Genomic DNA, 24511 nt, shown 5'->3' with positions numbered 1-24511 from the left:
AGGCTGATATCAGAGCGTTCTCTCTGGAGGAAGACGGCATGGATACCCATTTACCCAGAACGATATGGCTGGCCGGCCTTGGTGCCCTTCATCGGGTCGAGACTGAAGGCGACGCATGGCTAACCCAGTTGATGCACGACGGTGAACACTATGAACAGGCGCATCAGGAGGAGCTGAATGAGTTGTTATCATCGCTCCACCCTGCTCAGTCGGATCAGACTTCTCATCATCGACATCGGTTCACCAATATAGAGGCAGCTTTTGAAGAAAAGGTAGCGCAGGCGCTTGGTCGATTAGGCATTGTCTCCAAATCTCAGTTGAAAGCTCTGGAAAGCCGATTGGGCGAGCTCGAAGCGGAGTTTTTTCGGGATGAATAGGCCCTGATTAAAGGTTCAGGAACCTTAGAAGCGGCCGATACAGTCTCCAGTTATGCGCGTTGAGCCGACACACTAAACCTTGGCTCGGTTCGAAAACGGCCCTAAACTGTTTAAAAGACTCGAGATTTCTGACTGTATGGACGCGAACACCACACTTTTTTCCGTAATCGGCGTTGCGGCTTTGGCCGCTATGATTATCGGTATGTTGGTGACGCAGAGCCGCCACAAGGCTCTGGAAGCCAGAAACAATCAAATTCGACTACTGACCCTGCAGCAGAAACGACTGAACAACCTTCTGCGAACATTACCCTCGAGTTACCTATCCGTTGAACTCAGGGATTTTCTCTATCAGGCCATGCTGCAAAACCTGAAAACGCACATTGATCTGGTGCCCGATAAAAACGACCTGCTCAAAGAAGATTATCAACAGCTCATGCAGGAGCGCGAAAATGCGCGCGCCAATCCGCCTAAACCCAGTAAGGACATGTTGACCGCAGATCAGGCCAGCATCTATCGGGGGCTGCTTAAATCACTATACGAGTTTATTAAGCGTAACTATGAAACCGGGCGGATGAAAAAGGAACACGCTGAAAAACTGTTAAAACAGGTTCAGATCAAACTCATTGAAACGGCCGTTGATTACTTTACGTTAATCGCTGACGAGAACCGCCGTCAGGATAACTTTCGCCAAACGCGAAATGCCTACCAAAAAGCATTGGATACCATCGCAGAGTCGCCCTATGAAAGTCAGTTTCGCCAGGAAACGGTCAATATTCGTTCAAAACTGAATCAGGTTGTCGAGGACTGGCGCCAAAGCCGAGAAAGCTTGAGCAAGGCGGCCTCGGAAAAACTGGCAGGAGAGATGGAAAGCCTGGTCGATGATCAGGAAAGCTGGAAGAAGAAGCAGACTTACGAATAGGCCTGCTTCAGTTTCAAACCCGCTGGAGCAACGATTTATTTACGCTCATTGCGTGGCTGTAACGAGAACGATAAAGGAGCCGACAATGACATGGTTACCTGAACATCGCCATCCACTGACCAGCTCGTACAGTCATCCACACAGGCACCAAAGGGCTCGATAACACCTTGCGGTGTGGCCTCCAAAACTTCCTGTTGCGGACCAACGCAGATCATTTTTCCAGGTTTAAGGTCCACAGGATCGGTCCCCGGCGTGACAATCACTGACCACAGGCACTGATTCAGCACCCCGACGTCACCGGTTGCCGTTGTCGACAACTGCGGTTTAACGGTCACAGCCGTCGATTCCGTCAGTACTTGTTCAAACAGCGTTAATCCATTTAATTCGGCAGATTCAATCTGATACAGGGTTTCCGCTGCTGCAGCACCTGACAGCAACGCGATCAACGACACACCGGTAGCCAGCCGGGACACGACCTTCATACTCTTCTCCTGAAAATGGATAGTTGAAATATACAATAGATTAGATAAGTCTAAACGACATTGGCCCGAATCCCAATGCTTTTGTGCTCTGATCCTGAAATGCCCGAGCTCCCTTTTACCCGATTGCACAAGGGCAATCCTTTTCAATCAGAACACTGAACGGTATGCTTAGAAGAACCGTTCAGGACGACACTGTAAGTGGTGATATGTCTGACTCTGACTACAGCCGGTGAACTGATTTCATGAATACCCGATTCTTACTGTTTCTGCTCATTGTTGTTGCCATCGTTGCGTTGCTGGTAATCATTGAACGGAACCGAGCCAATCCCTGGGATTCCGATGTCTTTTTCGGACAGCAGGATTCGTTTGCTCCTGCTCCCACCGTATTAGTTAGCAAAACCCATGATGAATACGACCAATGGACCGGGGAGGCAGCCCTGTACGGTCTGAACACCCAGCTCTGAAACGCCTATGATGTCTTGGCAGCGCCGTCACAGCTTTGAACTATGCTGACAAAGATCAGCAAAAAGAAAACAACGATCACTGACAATTCAACGCTCAACCAGACAAAACAATAAAGGTATACAGATATGTCCGGAATACTCTCCATGATTCTGGCCGGCGGCGAAGGAACACGCCTGGCGCCCTTGACGTCCGTACGAGCCAAGCCTGCAGTACCCTTTGGTGGCAACTATCGTATCATCGACTTTGTTCTGAACAATTTCGTCAACTCCGATCTGCTGCAAATCTTTGTGCTGACCCAGTTCAAGTCACATTCTTTGAACAAACACATGAGCCGGCGCTGGCAAATATCCGGTTTGACCAATCGCTTTATCGATACCATCCCTGCGCAAATGCAAATGGGAAAACACTGGTATCAGGGCACCGCTGACGCTATCTATCAGAATATTTCATTGGTTGAGGGGCTCGACCCGGAGATAGTCTGCGTCTTTGGCGGCGATCACATCTATAAGATGGATGTCCGCCAGATGATCGAATTTCATCGCAGTTACCGGGGTGCCAAATTAACCGTTGCGGCCATTCCGGTGCCCGTCGATCAGGCCGATCAATTCGGCATCATTGAAATCGATGAAAACAATCGGATGATCGGCTTCCAGGAAAAACCCAAAAAAGACGTAAAAACCATACCGGGCCGCCCGGACTATGTTCTGGCGTCTATGGGGAACTATGTGTTCACCGCCAGTACCCTGGTTGAGAGTCTCAAGGTTGACGCCGAAGAGCGCGATTCGCTGCACGATTTTGGACACAACATCATTCCGAAGCTTTATCCAACCGGTGATGTCTACGTCTACGACTTCTCAACCAATGCAATTCGTGGTGAGCCTGAAGGCACAAACGGTTATTGGCGTGATGTGGGCACCATCGATTCACTCTATGATGCGAACATGGACCTGTTGGAAGTAATTCCGCCGATTGATCTGTACAACCGCCATTGGCCAATGCGAAGTTACCACCCGGCTGTACCTCCGGCAAAATTCGTCCATGATCAGGAAAACCGAAAAGGACAGGCCATCGGGTCGATCGTGTCCGCTGGCTCCATTGTGTCCGGCAGTGGTGTGTACCACTCCATTCTGGGTTACAACAGCCATGTGCACAGCCACGCCCACATTGAAAACAGTGTGCTGTTGGGCAATGTCGATATCGGGCGCGGAAGCCGCATCCACAAGGCCATCATCGACAAAGATGTAACCATTGCGCCAGGCACTGTCATCGGTGAAGACCTGGAGAAAGACAAAGAACGCTTCCATGTTTCACCTGGTGGGATTGTAGTCATCCCGAAAGGTGCCCATGTCGGCTTTGACTGAGAACCTCTATGAAATTGTTGTTTATTGCCTCTGAAGTTGATGGGCTGGTAAAAACCGGCGGCTTAGCCGATGTCGCTTACGCGCTGCCTAAAGCGCTCCAGGAAATGGGCCATGATGTCCGTATCGTCATGCCCGCCTATCGGCAGATACAGGATCTCTGGCAGGAATGGCCAGCGCAGTCTTTAGACTGCAAACTCAGCTTTTTTAATACGGTCACCGTACATTGTCGACGCGGAAGTCACGAGTCCTTACCTGTCATTGCCGTTGAACACCCTGCGAGTTTTGATCGTCCGGGAATCTACGACGACGGCAACTTTGCCTACCCGGATAACGCCCTGCGTTTTGGCATTCTCTCAAAAGCAGCCCTTGACTGGTGCCAACAGGAAGGCTGGGTACCCGACATCGTTCACGGCAATGATTGGCAATCCGCCCTGACCGGCTTTTATCTTGCTGAACACTTCGGACAAGATCCGTTTTTTGAAAAAACCCGATCCGTACTGTCGATTCACAACGGCGCGTATCAGATGCATTGTGATGCCGGCTGGCTGGCACAACTTGGCATCGACCAGCGCTTCTATCGTCCAGCCGATTTTGAAGATTCGGGACATTTAAACCTGCTCAAGGGCAGCCTGGGTTTCGCCGACGGTGTCACAACCGTCAGTCCGGGATATGCCTCAGAACTGATCACCCCGATGGGCGGCCATGGCCTGGACCATAAGTACAGAGCGCTGCCAGAACCTCTGGTCGGCATTCTCAACGGCTGCGACTACGACCAATGGAACCCGGAAACGGATCCGTGGATAGCGGCGAAGTACGCCACAATCGAGGAAGACGGCAAAGCAAAATGCAAGCAATCATTGCAGAAAGAACTGAACCTGGAACCGAACCCGGACACACCGTTACTGGGCAGTATCTGTCGCCTGGTCGATCAGAAAGGTATTCACCTGATGATCCCGGTGATCCTGAAACTCATGCAATCGCACGACTGCCAATTTGTCATGCTTGGCTCGGGCGATGAGAATCTGGCCAATCAACTGACCTACATACAGCGCCAATACCCACACCGTTTCCATTTCTTTAACGGGTACGATATCGGCCTGTCTCATCGTATTGAAGCCGGGCTGGATGCCTTCCTGATGCCTTCGGTGTTTGAACCTTGCGGTTTGAATCAAATCTACAGCTTGCGTTATGGAACACTGCCTCTGGTTCGGGAAGTGGGTGGATTGCAGGACACGGTGGTCCGTTTGAGCCAGTCTCAACGCAACCTGAAAACTGCAACCGGGTTTATGTTTCAGGAACTGACGGAAGAGGCGTTATTGGCCGAAACAGAACGCTTACTGGATGTCTATAAAAACAAACCGAGCCAGTGGCGAAGCATGCAACACAATGCCATGCAACAGCGGTTCAGTTGGAAAAAATCGGCCACGGCGTATGAACGCTTTTATCGTCGATTGTTGAAATCAGCCCCGAACCAGCATCCTCTGCTCACGCGAATGGCCACTGAGGCCGAAGCAACTGGCTAGCCGGTACTGGCAGTGTGCCGATTACTCCTGCTTAAGAGTGATCGGCCTCCGCCGCTTCCAAGGGTTCGCGAAAACCAAACAGCGCAATCAGTAAGGCCAGCAGTGACCAACCGGCCGCCTGGAGAAAAACCAAACCGCTGCCATCCCAGAGAACACCAGCCAACAGATTGCCGACCAACAGGCCCAGACCCATACCCAGTGCCACATAAAGTCCCTGACCAAAACTGGCCCGGCGTTCGGGGAACAATCTTCCTATACGATGTACAGCGACGGAATGCACGACACCAAAAGTGGCTGCGTGGAGACTCTGAGTAAACAGAACCAACCAGAATGAATCAGCAAATGCATTCAAAAGCAGCCAACGCCCGACGGTCAATGCCAAAGCAGCGACAATCAGGAAGCGTTCGCTGTAGCGTCGGAACAGCGCGGCGACAGCAACAAAAACAGCGACTTCAGCCAGCGCACCAAAGCTGATCAGAAACCCGTTTGTGGATGCTGAAAAACCCTGCTCCCGAAGATATAAATCGAAGAAGGTATTGTATGGAGCCATACTAAACTGCCAAAACAAAACGACCACCAATAACACGCTGATCTGCCCCCAGGGCAGCGCCCTGATGGGTTCACCCGATCCCTCAACGGTAGTTTCGGCCGCTGCCGAATTTGAACGCGACTGTTCCGGGATTAAAAACGTCGAAGCAAACATCAACAGCGAGAGAATGACACCCATAACCGGCAGGATGTTCACACTGAAATAATCAAGCAGGATACCGACAATCCAAACGACTACGACAAAGCCAACGGATCCCCATAAACGAACCTGGCCATATCGAGACTTTTCCTTACCAAGTACGTGCAATGTTACGGTTTCCATCTGCGGTAACACCGCAGACAAAAAGACCCCAAACAGACCAAAAACCGTCAGATAAAACCAAAAACCGCTGCCAAACAAACTCAGACAGTAAAAGAAACCAATCGCCAGATAACCAGCGCGGATAAAACGCATCCGCTGACCACTTCGATCCGCCAGATAGCTGAACAAAAACGGCGCAAACATGTTCACACCATTCACAATCGCTACGATAACACTCGCTTCTTGTGCGCTCAGGCCATTTTCAGTCAGAAAACGGGCAATATAGGGCACGAACACGCCAAAGAGCGTGAAGTAAACCAGATACATTGGAGACAATCGCATCGCTTTCTGAGCGAAGGTCATGTGAGACATTGGCATGAAGTCACCCTTACGGACAGAGTTGTTTTTTTAAGGCTTTCTGACGCAATCGCCGCTCGCGAAAGAAGCGACTCATCGTACCGGAACAATCTTCAGCAAGAACTCCGGAACGGATTTCAAACTCATGGTTAAAGTGTGCTTGTTCATGGACACAACTTGCTGAACGGATCGCGCCGGCTTTGGGTTCAGGAGCGCCAAAAACCAGACAATCAATACGACTGTGCACAAGCAAACCGACGCACATAGTACAGGGTTCGATGGTGACATATAGCGTGCACCCTACCAGTCGATAGTTTCCGATCGCCTGAGCGGCCGCTCGAATGGCGAGCATTTCAGCATGCGCGCTCGGATCTAACTGAGTGATCGTCTGGTTATACCCTTCACCGATGATGCGGTCCTGATAAGTCACAACCGCACCGATCGGTACTTCACCGGCACGATAAGCCTGTTCAGCCTGTTGTAAGGCCGCTCGCATATAATCTTCGTCGCTCCTGATCATGCCCGGCACCTCTTAAAAAATCTGCAACAAGCCTACGGCGACAAACGCCGTCGCAGCCAACCAGCGGGTTACATTCAGCGGGATTCGATTCATCAGATGATGACCGGCAAAGACCACCGGGATATTCGCAATCAACATGCCGAGCGTGGTCCCAGCGGTCACCCATAAAACACTTTCAAACTGAGCGCCTAAAAGTACGGTTGCGATCTGGGTTTTATCGCCGATTTCTGCCAGGAAAAACAATACAACCGACGCCGTAAAAGCACCAAACTGCAGAAACCGGGAATCGTCACTGTCGTCTTTATCAGGAATCAGCAACCATAAGCCCAGAGCTATGAAACTGCCCCCGATGAGCCACTGTCCAAGCTGGCTGGTTAAGAACTGACCCAGCCAATCACCCAACCAGGCAGACACGGCATGGTTAGCCAAAGTTGCCACTAAAATGCCGGCCACAATCCCCCACTTATTACGGAATCGTGCCGCCAAAAACAAAGATAATAATTGAGTTTTGTCGCCGATCTCGGCTAGGGCCACCGTCAACGTCGAGGTAAAAAAAGCATCCATCATCGTATTTTTTCCGGCGGGATGAGTGAAAGACTCAGGCAATACGACACCCTCCCGCCATTGGAGAGCCGCATTGCCTCAGGTCTTGTCACTACGGCGAAACGCTGCAGGAAACTGCCATGAACCATTGTGGGTTCAAGTATGTTGACAGTTTCTCTCAGAAATCAGAGAAGACTACTCCCCTAAGGGCTCGCGCATATTACTCAAAACCACGGCCGCATTCAATTCTGAAATCCAACACTGACATACACCACAAATAAAACAATGGTTTATTTTTATAAAATACTTGTTTCATTTAATTGACTCTGCATTTAATCACTTTATAGTTACTGAGCTACGACTGGCTTTTGCGACGACTGAAATGGCCACGGTCCTTCCGACTACGCCATTTCCCTGGAACGGTTCAGATGTTTAGAGACTCGTTAATACTCAGCGAGCCATCAGCGCGAAAACCAGAACGCACAATAAAAACAACAAAACTAGGTTGAACGATGATTCTGCGAAAACTGAAACATTTTGTGCTTTTGGGTACCTTATCTCTGTGCGTCACCCATACTCACGCTGCCACCATTGAGGTCCTGCATTCTTGGACAACCAGTTCCGATCTGAATGCTATCGAGCTGCTCGAAAAGCGGATGCTCGAGGAAGGGGTTACGTGGCTACCAACGCCGCCGTACTCGACATCAGACTTTGAATCGCTCAATACCCGGGTCTTCCATGGTGACGCACCGGCCGCCGTTGAGGTGAAAGACCTGGATTATAAACAATGGGCTCGACTCGGTTTCCTCGCGAACTTGAATGCCATTGCGGCCGCTCAGGAATGGGACCTAAAGATCCCACAAGCCGTTGCCGATGTAGCGCGCTACGACGGCAAATATGTTTCTGTCCCGGTCAGCATTCACCGGACGAACTGGATGTGGGTCAATCCATTCATTTTAAAACGCATCAATCAACCCGTGCCACGCACCTGGGCAGACTTTGACCGCGTCGCGGGCGCGCTGAAGGCCGCCAATTATCCGGTGATCAGCTTGTCCCGGGATCCTGAAAAATTGGCCCAACTGTTCGAAGCCGTGGTTTTGTCCATTGGCGGGCAAACGCTGTATCAAGACGTCTTTGTTCATCATGATGTGTCCGCTTTCAAACAAGAAGCCTTTAAACAGGCGGTCAGGCGCTTCTATACCCTGCTCTCTTTGAGCGAAGACAACACCGGAATTGACTTCTTAGCAACGGAATCCGCCTTTGTCTTCGCCGGCGATTGGCTCTCGCAAACCATTGATGATTCTGGCCAGCCCTTTCATCAAACGTATCAATGTGAACCCATGCCCGGTGCACCTGCTCAGTTTATTTTTAAGTCGGACAGTTTCGTCTTCTTTAACCTGCCTAACATTTTTGAAATGGTTAATGCTCAAACGTTGTTGGCCGAACAGATGTTGGATGAGCGTTTCCAGCGGGCATTGAACATTCCACGGGGCTCCATTTCTGTTCGAACGGACGCTTCACCGAATGGTTATGATCGCTGCGCAAGAAAAGCCATGGCCGAACTTGCCATTGCCAGCGATCGCAACACCTTACTGCCGAGTGTTGTGCATGGCATGGCGACCAATGCCAGCGTCACCGACCGATTCATTGAACAGATACAGGCGTTAGCCAATAATCCAATGTCAGTTGATGAATCTGCGAAAGCCTTATCGCGCAGTATTCGTCTAGGTAACTACCTGCTCCGATAACCCCGATTCTATGTCGCGTGTTCGCGAAACTGAACACCCGCCAGACAAAAAAAGCCCGGCAAGTTGCCGGGCTCGTTGAGTAATTTTAACTCACTCCCACTCGATGGTGGCCGGAGGCTTCCCGGATATATCGTACACAACCCGGGAGACACCACTGATTTCATTAATAATACGGTTACTGACTTTACCCAGTAACTCATACGGCAAATGCGCCCAGTGAGCTGTCATGAAGTCGACCGTTTCAACAGCACGAATAGAAATAACCCACTCGTAGCGACGTCCATCACCAACGACCCCAACCGATTTTACCGGCAGGAAAACCGCAAAGGCTTGAGAAGTTTTGTGGTACCAGTCTGCTTTGCGTAACTCTTCGATAAAGATGGCATCGGCTTCACGTAAAATGTCTGCGTATTCTTTTTTCACTTCACCGAGAATCCGCACACCCAAGCCCGGCCCCGGGAAAGGATGACGATAAACCATGTCATAAGGCAGACCCAGCTCCAAACCAATCTTGCGAACTTCGTCCTTAAACAGTTCCCGCAACGGCTCAACGAGGGATAACTTCATTTCTTCAGGTAAGCCACCTACATTGTGGTGCGACTTAATAACATGAGCTTTTCCGGTTTTTGATGCGGCTGACTCAATCACATCGGGGTAAATGGTTCCCTGTGCCAGGAAATCCACGTCTTGAATACTGTGGGCTTGCTCATCGAACACTTCGATAAACTGATGACCGATAATTTTTCGTTTTTCTTCTGGATCAGAGACGCCTTTCAATGCGTTTAAAAAACGATCTTCCGCATCGGCGCGGATCACCCGGACGCCCATGTTTTCGGCAAACATAGCCATCACCTGATCGCCTTCGTCTTTGCGCAGCAAGCCGTTGTCTACGAAGACGCAGGTTAACTGATCGCCAATGGCTTTGTGCAGCAAAGCAGCCACTACGGAAGAGTCCACCCCACCGGAAAGCCCCAACAACACATTGCGATCTCCGACTTGTTCACGAACACGGTCGACCTGATCGTCAATGATGTTTTCCGGTGTCCATAAAGCCTCACAGTTCGCCATCGTGCGTACAAAACGCTCGAGCAGATCCAGCCCTTTCAGCGTGTGAGTGACTTCCGGGTGGAACTGAATACCGTATAATTTCTTGTCGTCGTTAGCCATGGCCGCAATGGGACAGCTTGGTGTTGACCCCATCAGCGTGAACCCTTCCGGAAGCCGGCTGACTTTATCGCCGTGGCTCATCCACACTTCCAACAGGTCACCTTCCGCGGTGGATCGATCTGCCAGTCCGTTCAACAGCGCACCATCGCCTTCAACCTTCACTTCGGCGTAGCCAAACTCCTGTTCTTTTGAGGCCGAAACGTCACCACCAAACTGAACGGCCATGGTTTGCATGCCATAGCAAATACCCAGTACAGGGATATCCAGATTAAAGACAACTTCGGGCGCCCGGGGACTGTTGGCCGCGGTGACCGATTCTGGCCCACCCGACAGAATGATACCGTTCGGTGAAAACTCACGAACCTCGTCTTCGGTCATATCGAAAGCACGGATTTCACAGTACACGCCAAGCTCCCGGACGCGTCGGGCAATTAACTGAGTATATTGTGATCCGAAATCCAAGATCAGGATCTTGTGACTGTGAATATTTACATGGGACATAGTTGTGTCTGCTCTTCCAATTAGGATCAAATGAGCGCTCTGTGTGAGCGCTCGATGGTCAATGGCAAGTCGATTCTGACGGTTTAAGACAGAACCGCTACAGCCACACTTAGCTCAGGCGATAGTTCGGTGCTTCTTTGGTGATCTGCACGTCATGCACGTGAGACTCTTTAATACCCGCCCCGGTGATTTGTACGAACTGAGGCTTGGTACGCATTTCGTCGATGGTTTTACAACCGGTGTAACCCATCGCCGCGCGAACCCCACCCATCAGCTGATGAACAACGGCAGACATCGGTCCCTTCACGGCAATCCGGCCTTCAATACCTTCTGGCACCAGTTTTTCGACACCGCTTTCGACGGTCTGGAAATAACGATCACTGGAGCCTTGGGATTGAGACATCGCACCCAGCGAGCCCATGCCACGGTAACTTTTATAAGCACGACCTTGGAACAGTTCAATTTCACCCGGCGATTCATCGGTACCGGCAAACATGCTACCCGCCATAATAACCGATGCTCCAGCAGCAATAGCTTTTGCTACATCACCGGAAAAACGAATACCGCCATCGGCAATCAACGGAATGTCGAGATCTTTCAGCGCTTCGGCGACATTCGCCACCGCGCTGACCTGAGGCACACCCACACCAGCGACGATTCGAGTGGTACAGATCGACCCCGGACCAATACCGACTTTCACACCGTCGGCACCGGCTTCGGCCAAATCGCGGGCGGCTTCCGCGGTGGCAATGTTACCGCCAACCACATCCACTTCGGGGAAGTTCTGTTTTACCCAGCGAACGCGTTCGATAACGCCTTTGCTGTGCCCATGGGCAGTGTCCACAATAATGACATCCACTCCGGCTTTAACCAGCGCTTCAACACGGTCCGGGGTATCTGCCCCAGTACCAACGGCAGCCCCCACACGCAACCGCCCTTCGGCATCTTTGGCTGCATTCGGATAGGATTTAGCCTTTTCGATGTCTTTAACGGTCATCATTCCGGTCAAACGGAAATCAGCATCAACAACCAATACTTTCTCAATTCGATGGACGTGCAGCAGTTCACGAACCTTATCCTTGGACTCACCTTCATTCACGGTGACCAGTTTTTCACGAGGGGTCATGATGGCGGAGACTTTGGCATTTTGATTGGTTTCGAAACGCACATCCCGGCTGGTGACAATACCGACAAGGTCACCACCATCGAGCACCGGTACTCCGGAAATACTGTTTTCACTGGTCAGTGCGATCAGCTCGGCCACGGTTGCATCGGCATCGATGGTAATCGGGTTCCGTACCACACCCGACTCATATTTTTTCACTTTACGAACTTCGCGGGCTTGCTCTTCAATAGTCAGGTTTTTATGAACGATACCGATGCCACCTTCCTGTGCCATCGCAATGGCCAGACGGGCTTCAGTTACGGTATCCATCGCAGCTGAAACCAGCGGGATGTTCAGTTCTATGTTGCGGGAAATCCGGGTTTTCAGCGACACTTCTTTAGGAAGAACTTCAGAGTGGCCGGGGACAAGCAATACATCATCGAAAGTGAGGGCGGTTTGAGCAATGCGCAACATAGTCAATTTCCTTCGTAAGTGGCGTGGAAAATGAAGAAACCGACTGGGAGTATAGCTTCCCACCCGGGATCGAGTTGCGGCGGCATTATAACCAGATTTGCTAAAAGTCAAAGCTTTATGGCAAAATTCGGTTTTCGTATAAGTTGCCTTTTTGCGGGTCAGAATTAGGCCCGCCCCGCCTGATAAGAAGATTCATGCAGACTCTACAGCCCAAGGCACCTCTCACGGTGTCCCAACTGAACCGTCAGGTCAAACAGCTCCTCGAAACCCAATATCCAGCGGTCCCTGTGCAAGGGGAAATATCAACGCTGAGTCGACCAGCGTCCGGACATCTGTATTTCACCCTGAAAGACGCCCAGGGCCAATTGCGCTGTGCCATGTTTAAAGGTTCGCTGGCTAAAAATGCCTACAAACCGAAACAAGGTGACGAGGTCATCGCTTACGGTCGCGTCAGCTTGTACGAAGGACGCGGTGACTACCAACTGATTGTGAACCAGATGCAGCCGGTCGGTGAAGGTGAGCTGCAGGCTGCGTTTTTTCGTCTGAAAGAAAAACTGGCCGCCGAAGGGCTTTTCTCTGAAGAGCATAAAAAATCCCTACCCGACCCGATTCAAACCATCGGCATCGTAACCTCTTCGACCGGGGCGGCATTGCACGATATTCTGACCGTGTTAAACCGACGGTTTCCGGCCACCCGAGTCATCCTTTACCCGACTCAGGTTCAGGGGAACGAGGCGACCGCGACCATTGTGAATGCCATTACCACGGCAAATCGTCGACGGGAAGTGGATGCATTAATCGTCGGCCGGGGCGGCGGATCACTAGAAGATCTCTGGTGTTTCAACACTGAGCCTGTCGCCCGGGCGATTTACGCGTCCGAAATCCCTGTCATTTCCGCCGTGGGTCATGAAGTGGATGTGTCCATATCCGACTTTGTCGCTGACCTTCGCGCAGCTACGCCCTCACAGGCCGCGGAAATGATCAGTCCAGATCAGTTTGAACTGATGCAGCGCTTTGACGTCGCCGAAAAGCAGCTGCTCCGAAGCATACAACAGACGTTAAAGCGATCGCACACCACATTAACTCACCTAAAACAGCGATTGCGCAGTCCCGACGCCATTGTTCAGCAATGGCATCAACAATTACGACAGCTGCGAACCCGATTTACTCAGGCAACTCAACGCCAATTAAAAATGCCTTCCGATCGACTGCAGCAGCTGTCGAATCGATTATTGCAGCGCAGCCCACAACGCCAACTGGCCCAGGATCGCACCCAAATTGAAAAACTAGAAGCTCGACTGCAACGTGCAAAACTGGCGTTATTGCATCGCAAACGTGAGCATTTCCAGGGACAGGTGGCAACGCTGAACGCCCTGTCCCCTCTGGGCACACTGCAACGCGGATACTCAATCTCGCGAACTGAGGACGGCACCGTTTTGCAATCTGCCGATCAGATGAAACCAGGCGATCGGCTCATCACCTTGCTTCGTCATGGTCAGCTCTCCTCGCGTATCGAAACGGTTTCTGTTCCAGATGACGATGCTGATTAAAGCCACTACAGAAGTATAAAACAGACACAAAAAAGCCCGGATAACCGGGCTTTTTCAGTTCTAACGGCGATTTCCGCGCCGATCTTTGGGTTTGTTAGAACGGCGACCCTTCGCGGCATCATCATAAGGGTTGTCACCGGTCCGGAACTCAAAACGAATAGGCGTACCACGCACACCCATCGCTTTACGAAATGCGTTTTCCAGATACCGCTTGTAACTGCCCGGCAGTTTATTCAACTGGTTACCATGTATCACGACGATAGGCGGATTTGAGCCGCCCTGGTGCGCATAGCGCAACTTAATGCGTCGACCGCCGACCATCGGTGGCTGGTGCATTTCGACCACACCCTGCATCAGGTTCGTCAGATGGTTGGTGCTCCATTTGCTGCGCGCACCGTCATAAGCTTCTTCAACGGACTCATACAGGTGACCCACATTGGTACCGTGCAGCGCTGAGATAAAATGCATGTCAGCCCAATCCAGAAACGGCATTCGGCGGTCAATGGCCGTTTTAATGCTGTCTTTCTTTTCTTCTGACAGGCCGTCCCATTTATTGATGGCAATAACCAACGCCCGGCCCGATTCCAACGCAAAACCCAGCATATGCATGTCCTGATCGACCAGTCCATCCTGGGCGTCGATGACTAAAACCACAACATTGGCGTCCTGAATGGCCTGAAGCGTTTTCACGATCGAGAACTTTTCGACGGCTTCGGTGATGTTCTTACGACGTCGGACACCCGCCGTATCAATCAGGGTGTAAGCTTTGCCGTGGCGTTCGTAAGGAATGTAAATACTGTCCATGGTGGTACCGGGATGGTCATAAACCACGACCCGATCTTCTCCGAGCATTCGATTGACCAAGGTCGACTTACCCACATTAGGCCGACCAATAATCGCCAGACGAATGGAATCGTCTTCCATTGGGTCGATCTGTTCAATAGGCTCAGGGAACTGCTCTAACACATCTTCCAGCAGCGAGCGGACACCACGATTCTGAGAAGCAGCAATGGCGACGGGTTCACCCAGACCAAGCTCATAAAAGTCAGCGACAGCAACATCGGGGTCTCGACCATCGGTTTTGTTCACCACCAGAGTGACCGACTTTTGCGTTTTTCGCAGATGTTCAGCTAAGAACGAGTCAGCCGACGTAATACCACTTTGCCCATCAACCAAAAACAGCACCGCATCCGCTTCATCAATGGCGGCAAAACTCTGACGCGCCATGGCTTCATCAAGCCCTTCTTCAAAGCCACTGACACCACCGGTATCAATCACAATAAAAGGACGCTCGCCAAGCTTGCCATCACCGTACTTTCGATCCCGGGTGAGACCAGACCAATCAGCCACCAGCGCGTCTCGCGTGCGGGTAAAACGATTGAAGAGTGTTGATTTGCCCACATTTGGGCGCCCGACCAGGGCAATTACCGGTGTCATAGTCTGGAACGTTTCCCGTGATTAATGCATTCAGTGTAGCTGGATTTTAAATTGAGTGGTTTCTTCCACCTGCCCCGGTCCAGTTCCAAACCGGGGCAGATGATCAGCGAATTTTGATAAACTTGAGACGGGTACTGTCGCCCTGTACCAGGACACCGTCGGAGAATGGCACTGGCTCCCGCTGAACCCCTTGCCAATCGATGTGTCTAGCCCCGAGATAGTCCCCACTGTGCACATCAAGCACATGCAACCAGCCTTCCCGGTCAGTCATCACCAGCACGTCACCGAGACGCACCAGTTCACTGACCTGACGAAACTCAAGGTCATCATTGACCCAGCGCTCTTCGAGCGTCGCCGGATCCATCGCCACAACATGTGAGTTCGCTTTGACGCCAAACCAGACCTCGTCTTCGGCCAGAATGGACCGATAGGTAGAAAACGGTCTCGCCTGAAGTACCCGTCCAGTCGCAGCATCGATCACGACCAGGTCACCCTGGTAACTGGATGCGATTAAACGGCTACCCAAAAGTGTGGTTTGTGCGTCGACATCGACCAACCGGCTGACTTCGGTCTTGCCGCTTGCTCGGGTAATGCGGTATTCCCAGATAACGGAACCATCGACGACACTGATGGCCACCAGCTTGCCATTCGCCAGTCCGGAGACCAAAGCATCGCCCTGAGCTGTGGACACCAACACCGGGCGACTGGTTCCGGTCAGGGTCAAGTCCGGCTCAGCATCCTGAAAGCTCCACAATAAACGTCCGGTAATACGCTCAATGGCACTGATGCGCCCATCAATCGATTGCACAAACACACGTTCATCTGTGACCAGCGGCGCTTCAGTGACCAGAGCATTCAAGGCCAGGGTCCATACCGGGGTCAGATCTTCGGTGACGACACGCACATTCCCCTGTTCATCGGCCAGGATCAGTTGATTACTGTCGAGTGTCACCGGCGAAGTAATGCTGACACCGAGATCTCCAAGCCGAGTCACTTTTCCTTGCGCATCAATCGCCAACAGCTCACCACTCGCTAACGCGGTGATTATACGATCACCGGATTCTGCGACGGTGGGTTTCAAACCGGCAATGGATTTATCGGCGTACTGGTCACCCAGAATGTGCCACCACTCGATAGCTACCTCAGCCTCTTGCGGCAACGGGTCCGGCAAGGCTTTCGGCGTCTCACGCAGACCACCGCTGGCGCAGGCCGTCAGCCAGACAGACAGCGCAACTGTTATAGCGCGAGCCACAGGAGATTTATTCAGCAACGGCCAGGTCATCCAGTTTAATCTTCAGGTAAGGGTTATTAATGCTTTGATCCGAGCTCAGATCCAGTGCCGCCTGATACGCCGACCGGGCATCATCGATATTTCCCTGAGCCAACAAGATGTCGCCTTTCAGTTCAAAGGTTACAGCCTGATGGCCTTCGCCTTTGATCTTATCCAAAGTGGCCAGCGCGGTATCCAATTGGTCGAGCTGGTATTGAACCATCGCGGTACGATAGTGAATCACCGGTAACAAAGCGCTGTCGGCATGGTCAGCCGCCCAGTTCAACTCAGTCAACGCGGCGTCATAATCTTCTGATTCCACAGCAGCTTCCGCCGCCAGCAGTGCCGCCATCGAGGCATAACTGAGATCGCTGTAATCGGTTTTCAGCAAACGAGTCAGACGATCCTGCTCCTCTGAGTTGCCCTGTTCCGCCGTGACCGCTTCCAACAGCTGCTCATAAGTCGTTGAAGCCTCCAGTCGGTGCTGTTCCGTTGATGAAACATACCAGTTGTAACCGACATAGCTGGCGAAGAACAACACGATCGCGCCAATAACCCAATTTGCATTCTGACTCCACCAACGCTTAATGGCTTCAATCTGTTCCTGATCGGTATCGTACACGCTTTGTTACTCCCAATAACACAGTGGACCGTCAATCGCGGTCTGATTCAATTTCCGACAGGCCAATAGTGGCCTAACGTCTTGATTATCAACAGTTTCGATCGCCGATTATAAACCCAGCCGGGTTAAAACTTCAGCCACCTCAGCCCAGCTAACCGACTGTTGCTCGTGATTTCCTTGTAAATCTTTGATCTGAACGCGGGATTCGGCCGCTTCATCATCACCTAAAATCAGGGCGAAACGGGCACCTGACTTATCAGCCTTTTTCATCTGGCTTTTAAAGCTGCCACCGCCGCAGTTCAACTGCAGCCGGACACCTTCACAGTCCGTGCGTACCTGTTCAGCCAGGGCCATCGCTTTACGGGTCGCCAGTTCCCCGGCGGCAACCAGATAAACATCGACCGTCTGATAAATACTCTCCGGAATCACATCCAACGTCTGCAACAATAGCAACAGCCGCTCCATGCCCATGGCAAATCCGGACGCGGGTGTCTCTTTGCCGCCCAGCATCGGCACCAGACCATCATAACGACCACCGCCACACACGGTCCCCTGCGCACCCAGTGCATCCGTCATCCATTCGAAGACCGTTTTTGTGTAATAGTCCAAGCCTCGGACCAAGCGAGGATTGACCACATAAGGCAATCCGTTTTCATCCAGCAATCGGCACAGTTCCTCGAAATGAGCTTTAGACTCATTATCGATGTAGTCTTCAAAACGAGGCGCATCGTTCAACAACGCCTGAGTCGATGCCGACTTACTGTCCAGAATGCGTAACGGATTGACGTATAGACGACGCTGACTGTCTTCGTCCAACTGATCTTTAACGCCCTCGAGATAGTCGACCAATGCTTTGCGATATCGCGAACGCGCTTCTGCGCTGCCCAACGTATTCAAATGCAGAGTCAGAGAGTCAGAAATTCCCAACTGACGGAACAATCGATGCGTGAGCAAAATCAGTTCAGCGTCGATATCGGCGCCTGCCATGCCAAAAGTTTCCACGCCGATTTGGTAAAACTGACGATAACGGCCTTTCTGAGGTCGTTCATATCGGAACATCGGACCCTGATACCAAAGCCGCTGTACCTGATTGTGAAGCAAGCCGTGCTGAAGAGCCGCCCGGACACACCCGGCCGTACCTTCCGGACGCAGCGTCAGGCTGTCGTCGTTACGGTCGCGAAAGGTATACATTTCTTTTTCGACAATGTCAGTATGTTCCCCCACACCGCGGGCAAACAGTTCCGTCACTTCAACAATCGGCATACGGACTTCACGATATCCGTACTGATTTAAAACGGCCTTTACCTGAGATTCCAGATACTGCCACATTGGGCTATCGGACGGCAGAATGTCATTCATGCCGCGGATGGATTGCAGAGTTGACAACCGATGGTCTCCTTAGTCCTTTGCAATAATTGCTTGATCTTGTTCAGCTTTCTCTTTGACTTTCTCGCGGATCAGCTTCTCGAAATGATCCACCAACGCCTCATTGTCCACTTTATGGTCCGGAGCACCGCCAACATACACCAGATTATTTGGGCTACCGCCGGTAATGCCAAGGTCGGCTTCTTTCGCTTCACCCGGACCGTTGACCACACAGCCAATGACAGCGACATCCAGTGGTGTCAGTACATCATCCAGCCGACCTTCAAGTTGGTTCATGGTGTTAATGACATCGAAATTCTGTCGCGAGCAACTCGGACAGGCGATGAAGTTAATCCCTTTATTGCGCAGGCGAAGACTTTTGAGGATGTCGAAACCAACTTTGATTTCTTCGACCGGATCTGCCGCTAACGATACCCGGATCGTGTCACCGATGCCGTCCATCAGCAACATTCCCAAGCCGACTGACGATTTGACCGTACCACTGCGCAAGCCGCCGGCTTCGGTAATCCCCAAATGCAGTGGTTGCTCAATCTGGTCGGCGATCAGACGATAGGCTGCAACGGTCATAAAGACGTCCGAGGCCTTCAGGCTCAGTTTAAAGTTTGGGTAATCCAGGCGATCGAGAATATCGATGTGACGCATGGCCGACTCGACCAATGCTTCGGGCGTCGGTTCGCCATATTTTTTTTGCAGATCTTTTTCCAGTGAACCGGCATTGACTCCGATACGAATCGGGATATTTTTATCTCGTGCGGCATCTACGACTGCCCGGACGCGGTCTTCACGGCCGATGTTGCCCGGATTAATACGCAGACAATCCACGCCGAGCTCTGCCACCCGCAAGGCAATGCGATAATCAAAATGAATGTCGGAGATCAGCGGAATATTCACCTGCGACCGAATCTTACCAAAGGCTTCAGCGGCTTCCATGGTCGGCACGGAAACGCGTACCAAATCTGCACCTGCTTTTTCCAGTGCCTGGATCTGAGCGACGGTCGCTGCTACATCCGTGGTTTCGGTGTTGGTCATAGATTGTACGGATATCGGCGCATCACCACCGACGGGAACGTCCCCAACCCAAATCTTACGAGACTTTCGTCGTTTAATCGGGCTCTCGTGCTGTTTATTCATGCCGCATCCTGTTCGGCTTTCCAGGCCTGATAAAGCTGATACTCATTAGAGTCGGAAAAGCGGTTTCGCAACTGCAACTCAAGTGATGACAAGACATTGGCATCCCCCAACTCAGAAGCGAGTTGAATGCCTAACCAGAGGCTGGCGGCGTTATGACGCGACAGCTGCGACCGCACCAGATCAAGAAAACCCGTGTAATAATTATACGCCAACCGATAATCATCCCGGTTGTGGTAAATGCGCGCTAATCCCAGATAACTGTTTGACATCATCTTGTTCAGAGCGATGGCGCGTTGATAGTACTCGATCGCTTCTTCGGTTTTCGCCAGCCGTGCTGAGACCACCGCCTGGTATTCAAAGGCCTGTGCCCGACGAACATAGAGGGTATCTTTCAGCACATCGCGGAACTGACGATAAGAATCTTTGTATTCACCTCGGTTATAAAGATAGACGCCGTACTGGAACATAATTTCAGTATCGTCTGAGTAACGCAGGGCCTTGCCGAAATGATCATCCGCCAGATCGTACTCCAGCTCCCGTTCAAAGACCCGGGCCAGCCCCAGATGCGCACCCGATGAGCGGCTGTTCAAATCCAGCGCCCGGGTCAGTGCCTTTTTGGCCTCAAGCATGTTGCCTTTCTGGAAATAGTCATAGCCAATCTGGATGTAGGTCTGCTCGGCTTTTTCCAGATCTTTTTTATCGTCATAAGGGCTGATCGTTGTTGTGATACAGCCGGTAAGTACCGTGGTCAGCAACACCACCAGCCCAAAGAGTCTGACACCTGAACGCATTACGAAAGTCTCCGTTGATTTTTCGTTGAGGCAACAACAGCAGCCGTCTGGCCCAGTTCAACGGCTTCAATGAACCGCACGGATCGTCGGGTTTTGTCCGCCACCTGTCCGACTAACTGCCCGCAGGCGGCATCAATATCATCACCCCGGGTTTTACGAACTGTTACATTGTATCCAGCCTGATGCAAAATGTCCTTAAACCGGTGAATACGATTGTTACTGGGGCGCTCATAGCCTGAGTTCGGGAACGGATTAAACGGAATGAGGTTGATTTTACAAGGTGTTTCACGGAGCAAATCCACCAGCTCGTGTGCATGTTCAGGCTTATCATTCACCTCATTAATCAAGGTATACTCAATGGTCGGAACTCGCTTATCCGGCAATCGCGCGAAATAGGTGTTCACTGCGTCAAGTGTTTGCTTCAAACCGTAGCGTTTGTTCAGCGGCACCAGCTCGTTACGCAGGGCATCGTTAGGTGCATGCAGTGACAGTGCCATTGAAACATCGGTTTCTTCGGCCAGATCCAGAATTCTCGGCACGACGCCTGACGTTGACAGCGTCACCCGGCGCTTGGACAAGCCATAGGCATTATCTTCCATCATCAGGTTCATGGCTTCGACGACGTTATCGTAATTCAACAGCGGTTCGCCCATGCCCATCATGACAACGTTCGTCACATGACGCTCGCGCTTTTTCCCCGGCTCATCCCAGGACCGCGCAGCAACCCACAGCTGGCCGATAATCTCGGCAGCACTGAGGTCCCGGTTAAAGCCCTGTTTACCCGTTGAGCAAAAAGAGCAATCCAAAGCGCAACCAATCTGCGAGGAAACACACAGCGTGCCGCGATCATCTTCCGGGATATAGACGGTTTCAACCGCACTGCCGCCGGGCATTTTCATAACCCATTTCCGGGTGCCGTCTTTTGAAAACTTTTTAAAGGTGACTTCCGGCGCATCAATGACAGCAACGGCTTTCAGTTTTTCGCGCAATGACTTACTGACATCCGTCATATCGTCGAAATCATCCACGCCACGCTGATGAATCCACTTCAGCACCTGAGTCGCGCGGAAACGTTTCTCACCCAGTTCTTCTGTGAAAAAGCGTTCCATCGCGGCCATGCCCATGCCGAGCAGATTCACTTTCGCCGTTGATTCGGTCATACCTGTATACCTGATTTGTTGCATTGTCGGCCGCTGATAAGCGATTCAACCGCCGGTTCCAAGACTCAAAAGGGAGGCCTGTGTCATCACGGGCCTCCCTTTCTGAATCAAGCTGAGGCAGCCATGGTGGCTGCCGGTACTTTAGCGCGAGAAAATCTCACTTTCTTCGAAAAAGTACGCAATTTCACGAGCGGCAGACGCTGGCGCATCCGAGCCATGAACGGAGTTCGCATCAATGCTCTTGGCAAAATCGTGACGGATCGTTCCCGCTGCGGCTTCTGCAGGGTTGGTCGCGCCCATAATTTCACGGTTTTTAGCAATCGCATTGTCGCCTTCAAGCACCTGCACCATCACCGGGCCTGAAGTCATGAATTCTACCAGATTCGGGAAGAAAGGGCGCTCTTTGTGCTCGCCATAGAAGCCTTCCGCCTGTTCTTTGGTCATGTGAATCATTTTAGATGCCACGATCTTCAGACCGGCAGATTCAAAGCGTGAGTACACTTTGCCAATCAGATCACGGGCTACGGCATCGGGTTTTACAATTGAAAATGTACGTTCAATCGCCATTCGGGTCCTCTCTGGATAGTCTTTGTTCTAGTCGGGCGCGGATTATACGCACAGAGCACCAAGGATGCCATCGTCGCACCGCCGGGTTTTTACGACTTCGCGACCAATTTCCACCATTTACAGGAACAATAAGGGAACACTACCGCAAAGATGTCATGCTACTGCGCGTCAGGAAAGCTCATCCCAGATTGATTCACTCAGATTCAATAACCCGGACTGACTGAGAAAACGAGCTTCAGCCTCCCGGGCAGACACCGGCTTACTGTAGTAATAGCCCTGAAGCGCATCCGCAGAGAGTTCACGCAGAACATGAACCTGTTGCGGTGTCTCGACGCCTTCAACGACCACTTCCATAGACAAACGGTGAGCGATCGAAATGATGGCCATTACCATGGCCTGATCCTTGTCGTTGTTTTCGAGACCATCAACAAAGGACTTGTCGATTTTCAACACGTCAAACGGCAGCTGATTCAGGTATGACAAAGATGAGAAACCGGTACCGAAGTCGTCCAGAGCTAACCGGATACCCGACGACTTCAGTAGTCGAATATTGTTCAGCGTACGCTCAGAAGCGCTCAAAAAGAGCCCTTCCGTCACCTCTAGCTGTAACGACGCCGGAGGCAAACCTGTCTTACTGATCACCCCTTTTACGGCCGGAAGGATAGATTCATCATGAAACTGTCTCGGTGACACATTAATGGACATCACAATGGCCTGATCATACCTGGACTGCCAAAGCTTCAACTGCTCAGCAGATTCCCTCAGCACCCACAACCCGATTTCAGAGATCAGTCCGATTTGCTCAGCAATCGGAATAAAGACGGAGGGTGACACCTGACCCAGCTCAGGACTGCTCCAGCGAATCAGGGCCTCAAACCCCTTCAGTCGCGTCCCCTGCTCGCTGACAATGGCCTGATAGACGATTGAAAACTCGTTGCGCTCTAATGCACCACGTAGCAACTGGTCCATTTTCAGCCGCTCGGACGCTGACTGATTCAGACTCTGACTGTAAAACGAGTAAGCATTACGGCCTTTGGATTTACTGTCTTTCAAAGCGCTTTCAGCACGTCGCAACAGCGACTCACTGTCAGTAGCATCGACCGGTCCCATGGCGATGCCGATACTGAGGGACACCTGAAGCTGATGATGGTCAATCAAGATCGGATTCGTCATGGCATTAAAAATACGACGCGCGACCATTTCTGCGGCCATCATGTCGTGTAAAACCGGCAGCACAATGATGAACTCGTCACCGCCGTAGTAACCCAGTAAATCGCCCTTCTTGAGCAGTGAATTAAGTCGCTGCGCCATTTGAGTCAATATGCGGTTGCCCAGCGTATGGCCCAGAGCTTCATTGAACTCTTTAAAGTAATCGATATCGAGGTAAAGCACGGCCAGAGAATGGCCTCGATTGGTAGCTACAGACAGCAGCTCATCCAGTCGCTCCCGAACATAATGGCGACTGTTAAGACCGGTGAGAGGGTCTTTATTGGCACTCAGCCGAACGTTCTGAATTTCTCGCCGGGCTTCGACGGCGTCGTGCTCAGCGACTCTCCGAGCACTGACACTCTGTTCATAGAGCTTCCGGGTCAGGAAAAACACCAGCACAGGCGTCAACAACAGAGGCAGCACCATAACCGGGGACAGCCCGCTCAAAACCAAGCCTGCACCGATAATGCCCTGAGCGATCAAGGCGAGAATGAATATTCCGACTGGCGTAATCACCGTTGAACCCTGCTCCCCCTTCGCAATGGGCTTCTGCTCAGGATTGAGACTGCGCCGCCGTATCCCGAATGGTCTGAACCATGGCACGCAAACCGTTGCCACGAGTTGGACTTAAATGTCGAATCAGATCGAGTTGAGAGAAGTAAGCGTCAACGTCGAAGTCCAAAATGTCCTGAGGCAGCTTACCATTAAAAGCGGCCATGACGACAGCAAGCAGCCCTTTAACAATATGCGCATCCGAGTCTACCTGAAAATAAAGCCGACCATCGGACGGTTCTGATGCCAACCAGACCTGACTCTGACAGCCTCTGACCAGTCGATCATCGGTCTTCAGGGCGGCATCCATCGCCGGCAACTCTTTACCCAGATCGATGATGTATTTATAGCGATCTTCCCAGGAATCAAAAAAAGACAATGTTTCCAGGATATCGTCTGTGGTTAAGTCTACTCCGAACGTCTGACTCATAGGTAACCTCAGAA

At 51.5% G+C, this 24511-nt stretch carries 23 protein-coding genes; 7 read left to right on the top strand and 16 right to left on the bottom strand.

Translation table 11 applies throughout. The annotated features are described in order from the left end of the window. Positions 1-38: 38 nt before the first annotated feature. Positions 39-377 (top strand): phasin family protein, encoded by a 339-nt coding sequence (locus MED297_RS05625; RefSeq protein WP_008043090.1) that lies wholly within the window; start codon positions 39-41, stop codon positions 375-377. A gap of 136 nt (positions 378-513) precedes the next feature. Beyond that, positions 514-1296 (top strand): hypothetical protein, encoded by a 783-nt coding sequence (locus MED297_RS05620; protein ID WP_008043089.1) that lies wholly within the window; start codon positions 514-516, stop codon positions 1294-1296. Between the two features lie 35 nt (positions 1297-1331). Here MED297_RS05620 and MED297_RS05615 read toward each other — a convergent pair whose 3' ends face one another. Then, the gene (locus MED297_RS05615; protein ID WP_008043088.1) at positions 1332-1778 is read right to left on the bottom strand and encodes a hypothetical protein; all 447 of its coding nucleotides are present in this window, start codon (positions 1776-1778) and stop codon (positions 1332-1334) included. 242 nt (positions 1779-2020) lie between these two features. On the opposite strand from MED297_RS05615, the gene MED297_RS05610 reads away from it, so the two are divergent. The 3 genes from MED297_RS05610 (at position 2021) to MED297_RS05600 (ending at position 5127) form a co-directional block, all read left to right on the top strand. Then, positions 2021-2242, top strand: a complete 222-nt coding sequence (locus MED297_RS05610; RefSeq protein WP_008043087.1) for a hypothetical protein — start codon at positions 2021-2023, stop codon at positions 2240-2242. A gap of 126 nt (positions 2243-2368) precedes the next feature. Further along, complete coding sequence (gene glgC, locus MED297_RS05605; protein ID WP_040556686.1) at positions 2369-3604, top strand: glucose-1-phosphate adenylyltransferase; 1236 nt, start codon at positions 2369-2371, stop codon at positions 3602-3604. An 8-nt stretch (positions 3605-3612) separates the two neighbouring features. Then, on the top strand, positions 3613-5127 hold the full coding sequence (locus MED297_RS05600; protein WP_008043083.1) for a glycogen synthase: 1515 nt from the start codon (positions 3613-3615) through the stop codon (positions 5125-5127). Between the two features lie 31 nt (positions 5128-5158). On the opposite strand, the gene MED297_RS05595 is transcribed toward MED297_RS05600, so the two are convergent. The 3 genes from MED297_RS05595 to MED297_RS05585 are packed head-to-tail and all read right to left on the bottom strand — an operon-like array spanning position 5159 to position 7418. Next, on the bottom strand, positions 5159-6355 hold the full coding sequence (locus MED297_RS05595; protein WP_050762878.1) for an MFS transporter: 1197 nt from the start codon (positions 6353-6355) through the stop codon (positions 5159-5161). Positions 6356-6365: 10 nt separating this feature from the next. Then, positions 6366-6854, bottom strand: a complete 489-nt coding sequence (tadA, locus tag MED297_RS05590) for a tRNA adenosine(34) deaminase TadA (RefSeq protein WP_008043080.1) — start codon at positions 6852-6854, stop codon at positions 6366-6368. Positions 6855-6866: 12 nt separating this feature from the next. After that, the gene (locus MED297_RS05585) at positions 6867-7418 is read right to left on the bottom strand and encodes a TMEM165/GDT1 family protein (RefSeq protein ID WP_008043079.1); all 552 of its coding nucleotides are present in this window, start codon (positions 7416-7418) and stop codon (positions 6867-6869) included. A gap of 491 nt (positions 7419-7909) precedes the next feature. Here MED297_RS05585 and MED297_RS05580 point away from each other — a divergent pair, with 491 nt between their 5' ends. Further along, the gene (locus MED297_RS05580) at positions 7910-9145 is read left to right on the top strand and encodes an ABC transporter substrate-binding protein (protein WP_008043077.1); all 1236 of its coding nucleotides are present in this window, start codon (positions 7910-7912) and stop codon (positions 9143-9145) included. Positions 9146-9235: 90 nt separating this feature from the next. Here the strand turns inward: MED297_RS05580 and guaA are convergent, their stop codons facing one another. Next, positions 9236-10813: a glutamine-hydrolyzing GMP synthase gene (gene guaA / locus MED297_RS05575; protein ID WP_008043076.1), complete on the bottom strand. Its 1578-nt coding sequence runs from the start codon at positions 10811-10813 to the stop codon at positions 9236-9238. A 109-nt stretch (positions 10814-10922) separates the two neighbouring features. Then, positions 10923-12392, bottom strand: coding sequence for an IMP dehydrogenase (gene guaB, locus MED297_RS05570; RefSeq protein WP_008043074.1), 1470 nt, complete (start codon positions 12390-12392; stop codon positions 10923-10925). Between the two features lie 194 nt (positions 12393-12586). Between guaB and xseA the strand changes: the two genes are divergently transcribed. Further along, positions 12587-13942, top strand: coding sequence for an exodeoxyribonuclease VII large subunit (gene xseA, locus MED297_RS05565; protein WP_008043072.1), 1356 nt, complete (start codon positions 12587-12589; stop codon positions 13940-13942). Positions 13943-14002: 60 nt separating this feature from the next. Here xseA and der read toward each other — a convergent pair whose 3' ends face one another. From der to MED297_RS05515, 10 genes are all read right to left on the bottom strand, one after another. Then, on the bottom strand, positions 14003-15379 hold the full coding sequence (gene der / locus MED297_RS05560; protein ID WP_008043071.1) for a ribosome biogenesis GTPase Der: 1377 nt from the start codon (positions 15377-15379) through the stop codon (positions 14003-14005). A gap of 103 nt (positions 15380-15482) precedes the next feature. Continuing rightward, complete coding sequence (locus MED297_RS05555; RefSeq protein WP_008043070.1) at positions 15483-16661, bottom strand: outer membrane protein assembly factor BamB; 1179 nt, start codon at positions 16659-16661, stop codon at positions 15483-15485. Beyond that, positions 16639-17271 (bottom strand): YfgM family protein, encoded by a 633-nt coding sequence (locus MED297_RS05550; protein WP_008043069.1) that lies wholly within the window; start codon positions 17269-17271, stop codon positions 16639-16641. Before MED297_RS05550 ends, MED297_RS05555 begins: the two co-directional genes overlap by 23 nt. A gap of 108 nt (positions 17272-17379) precedes the next feature. Beyond that, positions 17380-18657, bottom strand: a complete 1278-nt coding sequence (gene hisS / locus MED297_RS05545) for a histidine--tRNA ligase (protein WP_083779353.1) — start codon at positions 18655-18657, stop codon at positions 17380-17382. Between the two features lie 12 nt (positions 18658-18669). Beyond that, complete coding sequence (gene ispG / locus MED297_RS05540) at positions 18670-19788, bottom strand: flavodoxin-dependent (E)-4-hydroxy-3-methylbut-2-enyl-diphosphate synthase (protein ID WP_008043067.1); 1119 nt, start codon at positions 19786-19788, stop codon at positions 18670-18672. Continuing rightward, a complete protein-coding gene (gene pilW / locus MED297_RS05535) occupies positions 19785-20579 on the bottom strand; it encodes a type IV pilus biogenesis/stability protein PilW (protein WP_008043066.1) in 795 nt (264 codons plus the stop codon). Before pilW ends, ispG begins: the two co-directional genes overlap by 4 nt. Further along, positions 20579-21739, bottom strand: a complete 1161-nt coding sequence (gene rlmN, locus MED297_RS05530; protein WP_008043065.1) for a dual-specificity RNA methyltransferase RlmN — start codon at positions 21737-21739, stop codon at positions 20579-20581. Before rlmN ends, pilW begins: the two co-directional genes overlap by 1 nt. 141 nt (positions 21740-21880) lie before the next feature. Then, positions 21881-22306: a nucleoside-diphosphate kinase gene (gene ndk / locus MED297_RS05525; protein ID WP_008043064.1), complete on the bottom strand. Its 426-nt coding sequence runs from the start codon at positions 22304-22306 to the stop codon at positions 21881-21883. A gap of 168 nt (positions 22307-22474) precedes the next feature. Then, positions 22475-24031 carry a putative bifunctional diguanylate cyclase/phosphodiesterase gene (locus tag MED297_RS05520; protein WP_008043063.1) on the bottom strand — a complete coding sequence of 519 codons (1557 nt, stop codon included), beginning with the start codon at positions 24029-24031 and terminating at the stop codon, positions 22475-22477. Between the two features lie 37 nt (positions 24032-24068). Continuing rightward, positions 24069-24497 (bottom strand): SufE family protein, encoded by a 429-nt coding sequence (locus MED297_RS05515; protein WP_008043062.1) that lies wholly within the window; start codon positions 24495-24497, stop codon positions 24069-24071. Positions 24498-24511: the final 14 nt, after the last annotated feature.

Origin of the sequence: Reinekea blandensis MED297 (genome assembly GCF_000153185.1) — a bacterium.
GTDB lineage: Bacteria > Pseudomonadota > Gammaproteobacteria > Pseudomonadales > Natronospirillaceae > Reinekea > Reinekea blandensis.
The sequence above is the reverse complement of the archived record's forward strand: the minus strand, read 5'-3'. Positions and strand labels throughout refer to the sequence as shown.

Excerpts from the sequence above, each read along its gene's own strand:
- MED297_RS05625 (WP_008043090.1), top strand. The coding sequence starts at position 39 with ATGGATACCCATTTACCCAGAACGATATGGCTGGCCGGCCTTGGTGCC.
- MED297_RS05620 (WP_008043089.1), top strand. The coding sequence starts at position 514 with ATGGACGCGAACACCACACTTTTTTCCGTAATCGGCGTTGCGGCTTTG.
- MED297_RS05615 (WP_008043088.1), bottom strand. The coding sequence starts at position 1,778 with ATGAAGGTCGTGTCCCGGCTGGCTACCGGTGTGTCGTTGATCGCGTTG.
- MED297_RS05610 (WP_008043087.1), top strand. The coding sequence starts at position 2,021 with ATGAATACCCGATTCTTACTGTTTCTGCTCATTGTTGTTGCCATCGTT.
- glgC (WP_040556686.1), top strand. The coding sequence starts at position 2,369 with ATGTCCGGAATACTCTCCATGATTCTGGCCGGCGGCGAAGGAACACGC.
- MED297_RS05600 (WP_008043083.1), top strand. The coding sequence starts at position 3,613 with ATGAAATTGTTGTTTATTGCCTCTGAAGTTGATGGGCTGGTAAAAACC.
- MED297_RS05595 (WP_050762878.1), bottom strand. The coding sequence starts at position 6,355 with ATGCCAATGTCTCACATGACCTTCGCTCAGAAAGCGATGCGATTGTCT.
- tadA (WP_008043080.1), bottom strand. The coding sequence starts at position 6,854 with ATGATCAGGAGCGACGAAGATTATATGCGAGCGGCCTTACAACAGGCT.
- MED297_RS05585 (WP_008043079.1), bottom strand. The coding sequence starts at position 7,418 with ATGGATGCTTTTTTTACCTCGACGTTGACGGTGGCCCTAGCCGAGATC.
- MED297_RS05580 (WP_008043077.1), top strand. The coding sequence starts at position 7,910 with ATGATTCTGCGAAAACTGAAACATTTTGTGCTTTTGGGTACCTTATCT.
- guaA (WP_008043076.1), bottom strand. The coding sequence starts at position 10,813 with ATGTCCCATGTAAATATTCACAGTCACAAGATCCTGATCTTGGATTTC.
- guaB (WP_008043074.1), bottom strand. The coding sequence starts at position 12,392 with ATGTTGCGCATTGCTCAAACCGCCCTCACTTTCGATGATGTATTGCTT.
- xseA (WP_008043072.1), top strand. The coding sequence starts at position 12,587 with ATGCAGACTCTACAGCCCAAGGCACCTCTCACGGTGTCCCAACTGAAC.
- der (WP_008043071.1), bottom strand. The coding sequence starts at position 15,379 with ATGACACCGGTAATTGCCCTGGTCGGGCGCCCAAATGTGGGCAAATCA.
- MED297_RS05555 (WP_008043070.1), bottom strand. The coding sequence starts at position 16,661 with ATGACCTGGCCGTTGCTGAATAAATCTCCTGTGGCTCGCGCTATAACA.
- ispG (WP_008043067.1), bottom strand. The coding sequence starts at position 19,788 with ATGAATAAACAGCACGAGAGCCCGATTAAACGACGAAAGTCTCGTAAG.
- pilW (WP_008043066.1), bottom strand. The coding sequence starts at position 20,579 with ATGCGTTCAGGTGTCAGACTCTTTGGGCTGGTGGTGTTGCTGACCACG.
- rlmN (WP_008043065.1), bottom strand. The coding sequence starts at position 21,739 with ATGACCGAATCAACGGCGAAAGTGAATCTGCTCGGCATGGGCATGGCC.
- ndk (WP_008043064.1), bottom strand. The coding sequence starts at position 22,306 with ATGGCGATTGAACGTACATTTTCAATTGTAAAACCCGATGCCGTAGCC.
- MED297_RS05515 (WP_008043062.1), bottom strand. The coding sequence starts at position 24,497 with ATGAGTCAGACGTTCGGAGTAGACTTAACCACAGACGATATCCTGGAA.